Source organism: Pseudomonas sp. GM24, from assembly GCF_000282235.1.
Lineage (GTDB): Bacteria > Pseudomonadota > Gammaproteobacteria > Pseudomonadales > Pseudomonadaceae > Aquipseudomonas.
Window position 1 is genome coordinate 18,219 of sequence record NZ_AKJR01000165.1, and the last position, 14,304, is coordinate 32,522.

The window sequence follows — 14,304 nt, forward strand, 5'->3', positions numbered from 1 at the left end:
CCAGTGCTTCATGGGCAGAAAGCCCCGGTATCGACCGTCCACGAACGGACAGCTTTTTCTTCAGTTTTTTTGATGCTCGCTACTGCCTTTCGCAAGGTCTGCGCGTCGATGGACTTAGTCGCGTTCTGGCTTTTGATCGACAGGCTGTACTGGTCGCTGATCTGACCCGATACGTCTTCACCGAATGACTGGTAGTTGCCGATGGAACTGCGCTGGTTCGGGTTTAACGTGAAACTGCGTGGCTGATCGTCATAGTTGGAGTCGTTTGCCAGCGTCAGTTCCAGCGGTACTCCACAAGTGTTCAGCAGGTAAACATCATTGCGATAGACCTGCTGCGCAGCGCATGCAATCAGCGAAACGAAGCACGCGAAGAAGCTTACCCATCTCATCATCAAAATCGTTCTTGGCAGTTTCATGGACAAACCGATGCCTCGCTGATTGTCCACTCGCGCTGGTACACCTGCTGAGCAGCACAGCCATAAAGGGAAACGAACGGCAAGATGAGACCGGTCAACCTAGTCATCGAACTCGACCCTTGCCAGCCAAAGCAGGCTTTTGACGTCCTGTTCAGACGCCGCCATTCTCTTTTGCAGATCAGCGGAGGACTGCGTGTAACTGCTGAAGTAATGCATGACATCCACCTCGCCGGCGTTCGGCGTCGGGTGGTTGTCCTTAGGGTTTTGCATCAATGTCGATGTTTCTTTGTGAGTCCAGGAGTAACCGGGGATGATTCCCCCGCCGTACTCATTGAGAATCAAATGACCAAACTCATGAGCCGACGTTTCTTTGAACTCTTCTCTGGCAATGTCTCTAGCGAACTCTGGAGTTCGACGTCGTTGAACAACGTAGCTTTCATAGGCATAACCGGCGTTGTGATAAACCTTTCTTGCAATCGCAAGACTGGTGGAACGACCGAAGTCCGCCGACAGCGAATCAATCAGAGGGAAATTCCCGGCTTTGGGCTCGACGTTGATCTCGGTTTTGACCGTGACTTTGTAAAGGCCTTTGCTGGTCGTGATGCCCTCGGCGATACCGCCGCCGCGCGCGCCATTACGCGACCAGTACAACTCGATACCTTCCTTGGCCCAGCCAAGCAACGTGCTGAAAGGCGTGGGTACCAGTCCGGGTGTGGAACCACTGCTGCCGCCATCCGAAAAGCTCGGGCGTAACGTGACTTCAACGGTCTTGGCGTTGCGGTCAACACGCACATCGACCCATTTCACCTTTTTAGCCGAGCAATCAAGCTTCACTTCAGTCACTTGCTGTTTTCCCGCCCCGGTCGCAGTGAGGCGCACTTTCAGGTTCGGGCTTTTCAGGACTTTGGTATCGAGGACGCCGGCTGTGTCGTAGCCGTCCCATTGCCATGGATGCTTGCCTGGCGGGAGGAACGGCGCGGTATTGGCTTCGGCGTATACCAACTTCTCGCCGTCCAGCACTTCCAGCGTCACACTGTCAGCTGCATCCATGCGGTTCTCGACAACGAAATCGACCAATTCACGGTTTTTCGATGTTCCTGATTTCAGCTCGTCGAAGTCTGGAATTTCCAGCGGCGTCAGTACCGAGTTGCCACCGGACTTCAAACCCAGTCGGTAATCCAGCGCCGCGATAACCGCTATGGCGGCAAGCCCCGAAAATGGCACTGGCGAATGCGAATTCCCGATGATCACCGTCCCGGAACCTGCCGTAACCTTGTTGCCGTGAGATCCAACGGAGCCGACCGTGGCGGCCGGTTTGCCATTGATCAAAACCGTGGTCGCCAGATCGCCGGACATCGCACCACCACACGCAGAGGCATCACCTTCACGGGCGGCCGCGAGGCCGTCGAAGAACACGTCACCGGAACCGGCGGCGATCGGGTTGGTGCCGTGGCCGGGGAGCGGGCAAGCGGTGGGGTCGGATACGCGTGCTGCTGGTTTGCCAGACATCGGGGATCTCCTTAGGTGACCTTGACTTGACCGCTGCCATCCAGGCGCGCGGAAAAACTGACCTGACGCTTGAACCCTTCAACTTCCAGCAGGCCTTCGATGCTGAAGGCGAGGCGAAGTTGATCGTGGTCACGCGGCAGGGAAATGACACGCACATTGCTCAGGCGCGGCTCGTAGGCTTCGATGAAGTTTTCGATGGCCAGACGGGCCTGACTCAGGGAGTCGTGCAGGCTCAGACGCATGTCATTGAGATCGGGCAACCCGTAGTCGGCCAGCGTTTGCACGCTGCCGGCCCGGGTGCTGAGCATTTTGGCCAGATGGGCAGCCACTGACGCCATGGCACAAGCCTCAAGGCTGTTGCCCTTGCGTAGTTGCGCGTCGCCGTTGAGACGTTCGAACAGGCTGCCGTATCCGTCCATGAGTCGCTCTTACTCTTTGTCCAGCTTGCCAACCAGCGACAGGGTGAAATCGGCACCCATGTACTTGAAGTGCGGACGCACGTTCAAGCTCACGCGGTACCAGCCCGGCTCGCCTTCAACGTCGCTGACGATCACTTGCGCAGCGCGCAGCGGACGACGGCCACGCACTTCGGCGCTCGGGTTTTCCTGGTCGGCGACGTACTGACGGATCCACTTGTTCAGTTCCAGCTCGAGGTCGGTACGTTCTTTCCACGAACCGAGTTGCTCGCGCTGCAGCACTTTCAAGTAGTGAGCCAGGCGGTTGACGATCATCATGTACGGCAGTTGGGTGCCGAGCTTGTAGTTCAGCTCTGCCGCCTTGCCTTCTGCGCTGATGCCGAAGAACTTCGGCTTCTGCACCGAACTGGCGGAGAAGAACGCCGCGTTGTCGGAGCCTTTACGCATGGTCAGGGAGATGAAGCCTTCCTCGGCCAGTTCGTATTCACGACGGTCGGAAACCAGAACCTCAGTAGGGATCTTGGTTTCGATTTCGCCCATGCTTTCGAAATGGTGCAACGGCAGATCTTCAACCGCGCCACCGCTCTGCGGGCCGATAATGTTCGGGCACCAGCGGAATTTGGCGAAGCTGTCGGTCAGCTTGGTGCCGAACGCGTAAGCAGTGTTGCCCCACAGGTAGTGCTCGTGGCTGTTGGCAACGGTTTCCTTGTACACGAACGATTTCACCGGGTTTTCTTCCGGATCGTACGGGTTACGCAGCAGGAAACGCGGCACGGTCAGGCCAACGTAGCGGGAGTCTTCCGAAGTACGGAAGCTCTGCCATTTGGCGAATTGCGGGCCTTCGAAGTGGTCTTTCAGATCTTTCAGATCCGGCAGGCCGGTGAAGCTTTCCAGACCGAAGAATTTCGGGCCGGCCGCAGCGATGAACGGCGCGTGCGACATGCACGAAACGCTGGCCACGTACTGCATCAGCTTGACGTCTGGCGAGCTCGGCGACATGTAGTAGTTAGCGATGATCGCGCCCACAGGCTGACCACCGAACTGGCCGTATTCAGCGGTGTAGATGTGCTTGTACAGGCCCGACTGCATGACTTCCGGCGAATCTTCGAAATCGTCCAGCAGGTCTTCTTTGGAGACGTTGAGGATTTCGATCTTGATGTTTTCGCGGAAGTTGGTGCGGTCGACCAGCAACTGCAGACCACGCCACGACGATTCCAGCGCCTGGAAGTCCGGGTGGTGCAGGATTTCGTCCATCTGACGGCTGAGCTTGGCATCGATCTCGGCGATCATGCGGTCAACCATGGCCTTCTTGACCGGCTCACCGTTGTTCTGCGGCTTGAGCAGTTCTTCGATGAACGCCGACACACCGCGCTTGGCGATGTCGTAGGCTTCGTCGTCCGGAGTCAGACGGGTTTCGGCGATGATGCTGTCGAGAATGCTGTACTCGCCGTTGCCGGCGCTCTTCTCTTGTGCTGCGCTAGTGCTCATTGTGTTGGCTTCCTTGGCTGGAGTCTCAGGCGTCCGGGGCTGCGGCGTTCAGGCCCAGCTCACCGAGTACGCGACCGCGGGATTCGTCGTCGGCGAGCACGCCTTCGATCGCTTTACGGAACGCAGGTGCGTTACCCAGCGGGCCTTTGAGGGCCACCAGCGCATCGCGCAGTTCCATCAGTTTTTTCAGCTCAGGCACTTGCTCGACCAGGCTGGCCGGGTTGAAGTCCTTCATCGAATTGACGCGCAGTTGCACAGCCAGCTCGTCGGCCTCGCCATCTTCCTGCAGACGGTTCGGCACGCTCAGCGTCAGACCCAGTTCTTGCTTGGCCAACACTTCGTCGAAGGTCATCTTGTCGATGCTGATCGGCTTGCGATCTTCGATTTTGCGATCGTCCTTGCGGTGGGTGTAGTCACCGATTGCCAGCAGCTTCAGCGGCAGTTCAATCTCTTCCTGAGCACCGCCGGTGGCGGGTTTGAAGGTGACGTTGATGCGTTCCTTGGGGGCTACCGAGCCTTCTTTGGCCATGGCTTTTCTCCTTGCGGTTGTGGCCCTGGGGCCTATTCGAGTACCACTTCGAGGTCGAGGTGGCACAGCCTGCGATAAATCTCTTCCTTGCGTTCACGTACGGCATGGTTCTGCGGCAACAACTCGCAGCAGCTATGCAGTAGATGCAGCACTTCCAATGCAAGATCGGGCTCCCAGGCGTGCAGGCCTGAGTCCTGTAATGTCTGATCGAGGGTTTCCAGCTGGTTCTTGGCCAGTTCGTATTTCTTGGCCATGAAGCACAGGCGCGCGAGGGCGAACTGCCAGAAGAAGCGCTCGCGGCCACCGTGGGCCGATTGCAAACCCTGCTTGAGCGTCTGCACGGCAGGCTTCAGGCCTTCCTTGCGCAGCAGCGGCAGGACTTCTTCGAGGGCTTTTTCCCAGGCTGGCTGGGTTTCGACGTTTTCGCTTTCGACCTTGCGCGGCGCACTGGCGCTTTGCAGGTGCGGCATGACGTTGGCGGCGATCCACGCCCGGGTGGACGGATCGGCAAACGGCGCACCGTCATGGAAACGCAACTCGACAATCCCGGGCAGCCGTTGAACCAAAAGCGCGAAGTGGATTTCCACTTCGCGCATTGCCAACTCGGCGTTGAGGTTCTGGAGACATTCCCAGACCATCCTCTGGCCATCGAACCAGAACGGCGCCTTCGCCAGGCTCGCCTCCAGTTCCACCAGCAGGTCAGCGTATTTGCCCTGATCGAAACGGTCCTGATAGAGCTTGAGTTTTTCCAGCGGCAGACCGCGCAACACGGTGATCTGCTCGGCGTTGCGCTCCGGCACGGCGTCGATGGTCATCCACAGCAGTGTGCGATTGAGGCGCAGGGCGCGCAGGTCGGTGGCTTTCTGCTTGAGCCACCAGGCACACAATGGCCGGGCGCTTTCCTGTTGCGCGCGCAGGGCTTTGTGCGCATCTCGTTCGTTGTCGATCGGTGCGCCGGGAGTAAGCAACTGGCTCGCGGCCTGTTTGACCTGCGCCACCGCCGCACCGACCACACCGGGAGCCGGCTGGTTGTCGGCCGCGCGCTGGATCATGGTTTTCAGGCGACGGGAGATCGGCAGCAACAGCGGCGAGTCATCGCCCAGATGCTCAGCACACGCCGCTTCAAGGCCGGACAGGTGCTCGGAGAGCTGCCGGAACATCGGCAACTGCTCTTTGATCGCAATGTTTTCGGTAATGACCTGCTCGAGGCGCGGCACCAGCCAGCCGATGGCGGCGGCACGGGTACGGGGTTTGAGCGGGTGAACGTCGGCCCAGTTGTTTTCCGACAGATGGTGCAGCAGACCGAGGCCGGCCAGCAGACCGGGGAAGGATTCGCGCTGGTACAGCGACCAGGTCAGCCAGGCGCCGACACGCAAATCCTTGGATTGGGTACGCAGCAGATTTTCGCTGTTTTCGCGAATTTTCAGCCAGTCGATCTGCCCGCTTTCGTGCATCGACGAGGCTTTGGCCAGCTCACTTTCCAAGGCCTCGAATTCGCTCGAAAAACGAACGTCTTCGCCCGCGAAATTCTCTTTGGAAACAGAGACTTTTGCGAGTTCGAGGTAATGGGCGGAAAGTTTGCTTGAGTAGGACATCCATGGCCTTTATTAAGGATTACAGTCAGGCGCCTATTGGAGTTACCGCGGCGCGGGACAGTATCGAAGAGCGGTGACGCGACTCATCCAATTGAGATGTGCTCTTTCAAGTGGGCGCATCGTAATCACTATGATGGCCACTAGCAAGCATCTGATTAAACAACAAGACGAACTGTTCTTTGTTTGTTGTAGGAGGTTTCCCTATATTCAGTCAGGGAATCCCCGATGCTCTGTTTATATTCGCATACCCTTACAAAACACCGGGAAAGCTTGATTTAGAGCGATCGTTCCAACTGCCGTCGATCACCGGAAGCCGGGGCTGGCGAGAGTGGCGCGGAGCATGACGGGTTTTGAAAAATTCGGATGTAGGATGATTCCGAAAGACTTCGGTGTTGTTTCAACAAGTCACCGCGAGACAACCGACAACTCAGAAAGTGCCATCAATATGATGGCTTTTATATATAGAGGATTTATTTAACTGTGAGGCTGATCGATAGCCAACAAATGCAATCAGTTACTCGGCCTTTATTAAGGCTGCAGGCCAGAATAAATCGGCAGGCATAAAAAATGGGCACCCGACCGCAATCGGTGTGCCCATTTTTCTACACGGTTCTCCCCGTTATTCGAGGAGTTCGCCGCAATTAAGGATTGACGCTGTCTTTCAACGATTTACCTGGCTTGAACGCAACGGTGTTGCTGGCCTTGATCTTCACCGGCTCACCGGTCTGCGGGTTTTTGCCGGTACGGGCGCCGCGGTGGCGTTGCAGGAAGGTGCCGAAGCCTACCAGCGTGACGCTGTCCTTGCGGTGCAGAGCGCCGGTGATTTCTTCGAGAACGGCGTTGAGTACGCGGTTGGCCTGTTCTTTGGTCAGATCTGCTTTTTCAGCGATTGCAGCGGCGAGTTCTGGTTTACGCATTAGTGAAGCCCCTTTGACGGTTTTTTGTTGTTATGTCCGTGCTGTTCTCGTTGGAACAGCGCCCAAGGCGCCGCAGGCTCTACTCTGCGGCAGACGGGAGTGAGAATGGCACGCGGATACCGGCGGCGCCAGTCTCCCCGCGACCTTTGTAGGGGCAAAAGCGGGGTGATTCCGACAGAACGACCGGTATTTACGCCAGCAGGGCTGGAAGCTGTTTGTTCAGGGCAAGTTTTTCCATCACCGCGGCGCCGGTTAGCGCGTAGCCGAGCAATTGGCCGTCGGCGCTGTGGCACAGGGCTTTGATGTCGGCGCCCTGCCCTTCGACAGTCCAGACGCCTTCGCTGCCCCGTGGCGGCGGCGATACGACCAGCGGACACACCGGGGTTTTCACGGTGATCGGCATCGGGCCGTAGCTCACGGCGGTCGGGTTTCCGGCGAGGGTTTGTGCCAGTGCTCGCGCACAACTCATCAGGGGCATCACGTACAGCAGATTCAGCCCGTCGACCTCAGCGCAGTCGCCCAAGGCGTAAATATTGGCGTGGGAGGTTTTCAGATGGCGATCCACTACGACACCGCGATTGACCTGTACGCCAGCGGCCGCCGCCAGATCGATGCGCGGACGCAGGCCAATGGCCGAGACCACCACGTCGCAAGGAATGACCTGGCCGTCGGACAGATGCGCTTCCAGGCCGTCGGCGACTTTCTGCAATCGGGTCAGTACCGGGCCGAGATGAAATTTCGCACCGAGGCCTTCCAGCCCGGCCTGCACGGCTGCCGCTGCGGCCGGGTGCAACAACATCGGCATGACCTGTTCGCACGGCGCCACCAGTTGCACTTCGTAGCCACCGAGAATCAGGTCGTTGGCGAATTCGCAGCCAATCAGGCCGGCGCCGAGCAACAGCACCCGGCGCTTGCCGGCCGCCGCTGCGCGAAAGCGCGCGTAGTCTTCGAGATCATTGATCGGGAACACCAGATCGGCGCCATCGCCCTCGACCGGTACGCGCACGGTTTCTGCGCCCCAGGCGAGGATCAGGTCACGGTAATAAACCGCTTCTTCGCCGATCCACAGGCGTTTATGGCCGGCGTCGATGCCGCTGATGCGCGTATGAGTGCGCACTTCGGCTTTCAACTGCTCAGCCATGGCCCCCGGTTCAGCCATGCTCAGGCCATCGGCGTCTTTGTTCTTGCCGAAACCGGTGGAGAGCATCGGCTTGGAGTAAGAGCGCCCGTCATCGGCGGTGATCAGCAGCAGCGGGGTTTCGCTGTCGAGCTTGCGAAACTCGCGGGCCAGGTTATAGCCCGCCAGCCCAGTGCCAACGATGACGACAGGTGCGCTCATGCCTTACTCCTTTGTTTTGCTTAGTTGATTTCGATCATTTCGAAGTCCAGCTTGCCGACGCCGCAGTCGGGGCACAGCCAGTCTTCCGGCACGTCCTGCCACAGAGTGCCCGGCGCAATGCCGTCATCCGGCCAACCCTCGGCTTCGTTGTAGATCAGGCCGCAGACCACACATTGCCACTTTTTCATTCAAGTACTTCCTCAGGGTTCAGGCTTATTGCCGGCGCGGACGGTCGATGGGTGTTGCGCTGCCATCCGGCTCAGGGCGTTTTGTACTGATGGAGCCGGGCAGATGCAAGCCTGTTCGGCGCAACGGCGACCCGGATCAATCAATATCGGCGGCCACCATGTTAAGCTCGCCGCCTCATTTGCGGCCAATAATGACTCATTGTGCAACATTCAAATGCCTGCCCGGCCCCGCTCTGGCTGACTCAAAGCCGACTGACGCCCCTCCCCGATTCGTTGACCCTCGACTGGCTGTTCGACGAAGGCTCCCTCACCCGCCGACTGACCCGGCTGTCCAATGACGGCTTCAGCGTCACGCCACTGTTTGAAGGCTGGGACACCTTGCGTGCCGATGAATGCGCCGCACTGGATCTGGCCGAGGGCAGCGAAGGCTGGGTGCGCGAGGTGTATTTGCGCGGTCACGGCGAGGCCTGGGTGTTTGCCCGCAGCGTCGCTTCGCGCGCCGCCTTACAGGGTGACGGCTTGCACATGGACGAACTGGGCAGCCGCTCGCTGGGCGAATTGCTGTTTTGCGATCAGGCCTTCCAGCGCCGCGCCATCGAAGTCTGCCACTACCCTGAACAATGGTTGCCGCCAGCCGCCAAAGCGCCAGAGTTGTGGGGCCGGCGGTCGCGCTTCGACCGTGGCGCGTTGAGCGTGCTGGTCGCGGAAATCTTTCTGCCGAGTCTGTGGAGCGCCGCCCGCGCCCATCCGGAGAACTGCTGATGTATCAGAGTCTGCTCAAGTCCCTGAACCGCTTGAACCCGCGCGCCTGGGATTTCATTCAGTTGACCCGGATGGACAAGCCGATCGGCATTTACCTGCTGCTGTGGCCGACGCTGTGGGCGTTATGGATTGCCGGTAAAGGCTCGCCGTCGCTGGCCAATATCGTGATTTTCGTCCTCGGCGTGGTACTGACCCGCGCCGGCGGCTGCGTGATCAACGACTGGGCCGATCGCAAGGTCGACGGCCACGTCAAACGCACCGCGCAACGGCCGCTGGCCAGCGGCAAGATCAGTTCGAAAGAGGCGCTGGTGTTCTTCGCGCTGCTGATGGGCGTGAGTTTCCTGCTGGTGCTGTGCACCAATGCGCCGACCATCTGGCTGTCGCTGGGCGGTCTGGCGCTGGCGTTCACTTATCCGTTCATGAAGCGCTACACCTATTACCCGCAAGTGGTACTGGGCGCGGCGTTTTCGTGGGGGATGCCGATGGCGTTTACTGCCGAGACCGGTGAGTTGCCGGCGGCAGCGTGGCTGCTGTGGATCGCCAATCTGCTGTGGACGGTGGGTTACGACACCTATTACGCGATGACCGATCGCGATGACGATTTGAAGATTGGCGTGAAATCCACGGCAATTCTGTTCGGCGAGGCGGACCGGGTGATCATCCTGAGCCTGCAGGCGTTGTCGCTGGGCTGCCTGCTGCTGGCGGGGTCGAAGTTCGAGTTGGGGATCTGGTTCCATCTCGGCTTGCTGGTGGCTGCCGGGTGTTATGCGTGGGAATTCTGGTACACCCGCGATCGTGACCGCATGCGCTGCTTCAAGGCGTTTTTGCACAATCATTGGGCCGGGTTGGCGATTTTCGTCGGGATTGTGCTGGATTACGCGTTGCGCTAAACGCAAATCAATGTAGGAGTGAGCCTGCTCGCGAAAGCGGTGTGTCAGTTAACGAAAATGCCGACTGATACACCGCTATCGCGAGCAGGCTCACTCCTGCAAGGGACCGCGTTTACTTGGCTTTGGCGACTTTCCACGCGCCGTCCATTTTGCCGTCACCGGTCATGTCACCGGCTTTCTTGTCCATCACGAAGGTGTACAGCGGCATGCCTTGGTAGGCCCATTGCATCGTGCCGTCGTCGCGTTTGATGACAGTCCAGTCACCCATCGACTTGTCACCCGCGGTCGCCATCAACGGCGGCCAGTTCGTTGCGCATTTGTCGTTGCACATCGACTTGCCGCCCGAGTCCTTGGCGAAGGTATACAGGGTCATGCCCTTGTGGTCGATGTACATGCCGTCCTTCTCCATCGCCGGATCCGCAGCCAGTGCAAATCCAGGCAATGTCAGGGCCGCAGCCATCAGCAGGGCTTTGAAAGGAACAGTCATTTGAGTCATGGAAACCTTCTTTTGTGGTTGTCAGGATTCGGACTTAGAGCTTAGTTGAGTATTTGCACAATCGCTGCCGGACTAAAATACTGTCACACGACTGCAATAATTCCGTTATCTAATGCGGCGCAAGACAGTTAAATGACAAGAGGATTAAGGCATGGTTGGCAGGAGCATTCTGATCGTCGACGACGAAGCGCCCATTCGCGAAATGATCGCCGTTGCGTTGGAAATGGCCGGCTATGACTGCCTCGAGGCAGAGAACTCGCAGCAGGCGCACGCCATCATCGTCGACCGCAAGCCGGACCTGATCCTGCTCGACTGGATGCTGCCCGGCACCTCCGGCATCGAGCTGGCCCGTCGTCTGAAACGTGATGAACTGACCGGGGACATCCCGATCATCATGCTCACCGCCAAGGGTGAAGAGGACAACAAGATCCAGGGTCTTGAAGTCGGCGCCGACGACTACATCACCAAACCGTTTTCCCCGCGCGAACTGGTCGCACGCCTTAAAGCCGTGCTGCGCCGCGCCGGTCCGACCGACGGCGAAGCGCCGATCGAAGTCGGTGGCCTGCTGCTCGACCCGATCAGCCACCGCGTCACCATCGACGGCAAACCGGCCGAGATGGGCCCGACCGAATACCGTCTGCTGCAATTCTTCATGACCCACCAGGAACGCGCCTACACCCGTGGCCAGTTGCTGGATCAGGTCTGGGGCGGCAACGTCTATGTTGAAGAGCGCACCGTCGACGTGCACATCCGCCGCCTGCGCAAGGCCCTCGGTGACGCTTACGAAAATCTGGTACAAACCGTGCGCGGCACCGGCTACCGGTTTTCCACCAAGGCCTGAGCCGACCGCCAGACTCGCAGACAAGGACCGTATTTCCCGTGAATCAAAACTGGCATGGCACCCTGATTCGCCACATGCTGCTGCTGGTCACCGTCTGCCTGGTGATCGGCCTGATCACCGGCTATTACGGCTGGAGCCTCGCGGCGGGCCTGGGGATCTATCTGGCCTGGACGCTGAAGCAATTGCTGCGTCTGCACGAATGGCTGCGCCAGCATCAACCCGACGAAGCACCGCCCGATGGCTATGGTCTGTGGGGCGAAGTGTTCGACAGCATCTACCACCTGCAACGCCGCGACCAACGTGTGCGCGGGCGCCTGCAAGCGGTGATTGACCGGGTGCAGGAATCCACCGCCGCGCTGAAAGACGCGGTGATCATGCTCGACAGCGACGGCAACCTGGAATGGTGGAACCGCGCTGCCGAAACCTTGCTCGGCCTCAAGACCCCGCAGGACAGCGGCCAACCGGTGACCAACCTGGTACGCCATCCGCGCTTCAAGGAATACTTCGAGCAGGACAGCTACGCCGAGCCGCTGGAAATCCCCTCGCCAACCAACGATCGCGTGCGCATTCAGTTGTACCTGACCCGCTACGGCAACAACGAACACTTGATGCTGGTGCGCGATGTCACGCGCATCCATCAGCTGGAACAGATGCGCAAAGACTTCATCGCCAACGTCTCTCACGAGTTGCGCACACCACTGACAGTGATCTGCGGCTATCTGGAAACCCTGCTCGACAACGTCGAAGAAGTGAATCCGCGCTGGAGCCGCGCCCTGCAGCAGATGCAGCAACAGGGCGGACGCATGCAGACGCTGCTCAACGATTTGTTGCTGCTGGCGAAACTCGAAGCCACCGATTACCCGTCGGACAACCAGCCAGTGCAGATCGACAGCCTGCTGCAATCGATCAAGAGCGATGCGCAGCAATTGTCCGGCGCGAAGAACCAGCGCATCAGCCTCGAAGCCGACGCCGGCCTGTTGCTCAAGGGCAGCGAGGCGGAATTGCGCAGCGCGTTCTCCAATCTGGTGTTCAACGCGGTGAAGTACACCCCGGCCGAGGGCAACATCCGCATTCGCTGGTGGGGCGACGATCAGGGCGCACACCTGAGCGTGCAGGATTCCGGGATTGGCATCGACAGCAAACACCTGCCGCGCCTGACTGAACGTTTCTACCGCGTCGACTCCAGCCGCAACTCCAACACCGGCGGCACCGGGCTGGGTCTCGCCATCGTCAAACACGTACTGCTGCGCCACCGCGCACGCATGGAGATCAGCAGCGTGCCCGGTCACGGCAGCACGTTCACCTGCCATTTTGCCCCGGCTCAGGTGGCCCATGTGCGGGCCATCAGCGCCGCCGAGTAAGACCGACCGGCACTCGCCACTAGGCAATCGCCATGTCAGCCGCTACATTGGCTGACTTGTGCCTGCCTTTCAGGCGCGATTTTTCTCCCTCTTGAATCACACGGAACCCGCAAAACTCCATCATGGACCCTTCCCCTGGCTTGTCCCTCGCAACAATATTCGCCGATTTCGGCATGATCCTTTTTGCTCTGATCCTGGTTTTGCTCAACGGCTTTTTCGTTGCGGCGGAATTCGCCATGGTCAAACTGCGCTCGACCCGGGTCGAGGCCATCGCTGATCAGAACGGCTGGCGCGGACACATCCTGCGCACCGTGCACAGTCAGCTCGATGCGTACCTCTCGGCGTGTCAGCTGGGTATCACCCTCGCCTCCCTCGGCCTCGGCTGGGTCGGTGAGCCGGCCTTTGCGCACATTCTCGAACCGCTGCTGAGCGCGGTCGGCGTGCAGTCGCCGGAAATCGTCAAAGGCGTGTCGTTCTTCACCGCGTTCTTCATCATTTCGTACCTGCACATCGTGGTCGGTGAACTGGCCCCGAAATCCTGGGCGATCCGCAAACCCGAGCTGCTGTCGCTGTGGACGGCCGTGCCGCTGTACCTGTTCTACTGGGCGATGTACCCGGCGATCTACCTGCTCAACGCCAGCGCCAACGCGATCCTGCGTATCGCCGGCCAAGGCGAACCCGGCCCGCACCACGAACACCATTACAGCCGTGAAGAACTGAAACTGATCCTGCACTCCAGCCGTGGCCAGGATCCGAGCGATCAGGGCATGCGTGTATTGGCGTCGGCGGTGGAAATGGGCGAACTGGAAGTGGTCGACTGGGCCAACTCCCGCGAAGACCTGATCACCCTCGAATTCAACGCGCCGCTGAAAGAAATCCTGGCGATGTTCCGTCGCCACAAGTTCAGCCGTTATCCGGTGTACGACAGCGAGCGCCAGGAGTTCGTCGGCCTGCTGCACATCAAGGATCTGCTGCTGGAACTGGCAGCACTGGATCACATTCCCGAGTCGTTCAACCTCGCCGAACTGACCCGCCCGCTGGAACGCGTATCACGGCACATGCCGCTGTCGCAGTTGCTGGAGCAGTTCCGCAAGGGCGGCTCGCACTTCGCCGTGGTCGAGGAGGCTGACGGCAACATCATCGGCTACCTGACCATGGAAGACGTGCTGGAAGTGCTGGTCGGCGACATTCAGGACGAACATCGCAAGGCTGAGCGCGGGATCCTCGCCTATCAGCCGGGCAAACTCTTGGTGCGGGGTGACACGCCGCTGTTCAAGGTGGAACGCCTGTTGGGCATCGACCTTGATCACATCGAAGCGGAAACCCTTGCCGGGCTGGTCTACGAGACTTTGAAGCGCGTACCTGAAGAGGAAGAAGTGCTGGAGGTCGAAGGCCTGCGGATCATCATCAAGAAGATGAAAGGGCCGAAGATTGTGCTGGCCAAGGTGTTGATGCTGGATTGAGTGCAATGCGGGAAACCGCGTTGCCTGCTAAAAGATCGCAGCCTGCGGCAGCTCCTACAGGGATCGCATTCCCATGCAGGAGCTGCCGCAGGCT

At 59.3% G+C, this 14,304-nt stretch carries 14 protein-coding genes and 1 pseudogene; 5 read left to right on the forward strand and 10 right to left on the reverse strand.

All coding sequences use genetic code 11. The features are described 5' to 3' along the window. Positions 1-8: 8 nt before the first annotated feature. The 9 genes and pseudogenes from PMI23_RS18595 to PMI23_RS18635 form a co-directional block, all read right to left on the reverse strand. Positions 9-416, reverse strand: a complete 408-nt coding sequence (locus tag PMI23_RS18595) for a hypothetical protein (protein WP_177321062.1) — start codon at positions 414-416, stop codon at positions 9-11. 1,215 nt (positions 417-1,631) lie between these two features. Next, positions 1,632-1,925 (reverse strand): annotated as a pseudogene (locus PMI23_RS30195) (PAAR domain-containing protein); the annotation flags it as partial. 11 nt (positions 1,926-1,936) lie between these two features. After that, the gene (gene tssE / locus PMI23_RS18605; protein WP_007920274.1) at positions 1,937-2,344 is read right to left on the reverse strand and encodes a type VI secretion system baseplate subunit TssE; all 408 of its coding nucleotides are present in this window, start codon (positions 2,342-2,344) and stop codon (positions 1,937-1,939) included. Positions 2,345-2,353: 9 nt separating this feature from the next. Further along, complete coding sequence (tssC, locus tag PMI23_RS18610) at positions 2,354-3,829, reverse strand: type VI secretion system contractile sheath large subunit (protein ID WP_007920272.1); 1,476 nt, start codon at positions 3,827-3,829, stop codon at positions 2,354-2,356. A 25-nt stretch (positions 3,830-3,854) separates the two neighbouring features. Further along, positions 3,855-4,358: a type VI secretion system contractile sheath small subunit gene (tssB, locus tag PMI23_RS18615; protein ID WP_003229587.1), complete on the reverse strand. Its 504-nt coding sequence runs from the start codon at positions 4,356-4,358 to the stop codon at positions 3,855-3,857. Between the two features lie 32 nt (positions 4,359-4,390). Beyond that, positions 4,391-5,953, reverse strand: a complete 1,563-nt coding sequence (gene tssA / locus PMI23_RS18620; protein WP_007920270.1) for a type VI secretion system protein TssA — start codon at positions 5,951-5,953, stop codon at positions 4,391-4,393. 641 nt (positions 5,954-6,594) lie between these two features. Further along, on the reverse strand, positions 6,595-6,870 hold the full coding sequence (locus tag PMI23_RS18625; protein WP_003213368.1) for an HU family DNA-binding protein: 276 nt from the start codon (positions 6,868-6,870) through the stop codon (positions 6,595-6,597). Positions 6,871-7,060: 190 nt separating this feature from the next. After that, complete coding sequence (locus tag PMI23_RS18630) at positions 7,061-8,209, reverse strand: NAD(P)/FAD-dependent oxidoreductase (RefSeq protein ID WP_007920268.1); 1,149 nt, start codon at positions 8,207-8,209, stop codon at positions 7,061-7,063. 20 nt (positions 8,210-8,229) lie between these two features. Further along, positions 8,230-8,397 (reverse strand): rubredoxin, encoded by a 168-nt coding sequence (locus PMI23_RS18635; protein WP_007920267.1) that lies wholly within the window; start codon positions 8,395-8,397, stop codon positions 8,230-8,232. A 201-nt stretch (positions 8,398-8,598) separates the two neighbouring features. Between PMI23_RS18635 and PMI23_RS18640 the strand changes: the two genes are divergently transcribed. Together PMI23_RS18640 and ubiA are read left to right on the forward strand one after the other, a co-directional pair. Continuing rightward, complete coding sequence (locus PMI23_RS18640; protein WP_007920265.1) at positions 8,599-9,159, forward strand: chorismate--pyruvate lyase family protein; 561 nt, start codon at positions 8,599-8,601, stop codon at positions 9,157-9,159. Then, a complete protein-coding gene (ubiA, locus tag PMI23_RS18645; protein WP_007920263.1) occupies positions 9,159-10,049 on the forward strand; it encodes a 4-hydroxybenzoate octaprenyltransferase in 891 nt (296 codons plus the stop codon). Before PMI23_RS18640 ends, ubiA begins: the two co-directional genes overlap by 1 nt. Positions 10,050-10,161: 112 nt before the next feature. On the opposite strand, the gene PMI23_RS18650 is transcribed toward ubiA, so the two are convergent. Beyond that, on the reverse strand, positions 10,162-10,545 hold the full coding sequence (locus PMI23_RS18650; RefSeq protein ID WP_007920260.1) for a COG4315 family predicted lipoprotein: 384 nt from the start codon (positions 10,543-10,545) through the stop codon (positions 10,162-10,164). Positions 10,546-10,696: 151 nt separating this feature from the next. Here PMI23_RS18650 and phoB point away from each other — a divergent pair, with 151 nt between their 5' ends. The 3 genes from phoB (at position 10,697) to PMI23_RS18665 (ending at position 14,210) form a co-directional block, all read left to right on the forward strand. Beyond that, complete coding sequence (gene phoB, locus PMI23_RS18655; protein ID WP_007896474.1) at positions 10,697-11,386, forward strand: phosphate regulon transcriptional regulator PhoB; 690 nt, start codon at positions 10,697-10,699, stop codon at positions 11,384-11,386. 74 nt (positions 11,387-11,460) lie between these two features. After that, positions 11,461-12,747: a phosphate regulon sensor histidine kinase PhoR gene (gene phoR, locus PMI23_RS18660; protein WP_238539543.1), complete on the forward strand. Its 1,287-nt coding sequence runs from the start codon at positions 11,461-11,463 to the stop codon at positions 12,745-12,747. Between the two features lie 122 nt (positions 12,748-12,869). After that, complete coding sequence (locus tag PMI23_RS18665) at positions 12,870-14,210, forward strand: hemolysin family protein (protein ID WP_007920256.1); 1,341 nt, start codon at positions 12,870-12,872, stop codon at positions 14,208-14,210. Positions 14,211-14,304 lie beyond the last annotated feature (94 nt).

Excerpts from the sequence above, each read along its gene's own strand:
- PMI23_RS18595 (WP_177321062.1), bottom strand. The coding sequence starts at position 416 with ATGAAACTGCCAAGAACGATTTTGATGATGAGATGGGTAAGCTTCTTC.
- tssE (WP_007920274.1), bottom strand. The coding sequence starts at position 2,344 with ATGGACGGATACGGCAGCCTGTTCGAACGTCTCAACGGCGACGCGCAA.
- tssC (WP_007920272.1), bottom strand. The coding sequence starts at position 3,829 with ATGAGCACTAGCGCAGCACAAGAGAAGAGCGCCGGCAACGGCGAGTAC.
- tssB (WP_003229587.1), bottom strand. The coding sequence starts at position 4,358 with ATGGCCAAAGAAGGCTCGGTAGCCCCCAAGGAACGCATCAACGTCACC.
- tssA (WP_007920270.1), bottom strand. The coding sequence starts at position 5,953 with ATGTCCTACTCAAGCAAACTTTCCGCCCATTACCTCGAACTCGCAAAA.
- PMI23_RS18625 (WP_003213368.1), bottom strand. The coding sequence starts at position 6,870 with ATGCGTAAACCAGAACTCGCCGCTGCAATCGCTGAAAAAGCAGATCTG.
- PMI23_RS18630 (WP_007920268.1), bottom strand. The coding sequence starts at position 8,209 with ATGAGCGCACCTGTCGTCATCGTTGGCACTGGGCTGGCGGGCTATAAC.
- PMI23_RS18635 (WP_007920267.1), bottom strand. The coding sequence starts at position 8,397 with ATGAAAAAGTGGCAATGTGTGGTCTGCGGCCTGATCTACAACGAAGCC.
- ubiA (WP_007920263.1), top strand. The coding sequence starts at position 9,159 with ATGTATCAGAGTCTGCTCAAGTCCCTGAACCGCTTGAACCCGCGCGCC.
- PMI23_RS18650 (WP_007920260.1), bottom strand. The coding sequence starts at position 10,545 with ATGACTCAAATGACTGTTCCTTTCAAAGCCCTGCTGATGGCTGCGGCC.
- phoB (WP_007896474.1), top strand. The coding sequence starts at position 10,697 with ATGGTTGGCAGGAGCATTCTGATCGTCGACGACGAAGCGCCCATTCGC.
- phoR (WP_238539543.1), top strand. The coding sequence starts at position 11,461 with ATGCTGCTGCTGGTCACCGTCTGCCTGGTGATCGGCCTGATCACCGGC.
- PMI23_RS18665 (WP_007920256.1), top strand. The coding sequence starts at position 12,870 with ATGGACCCTTCCCCTGGCTTGTCCCTCGCAACAATATTCGCCGATTTC.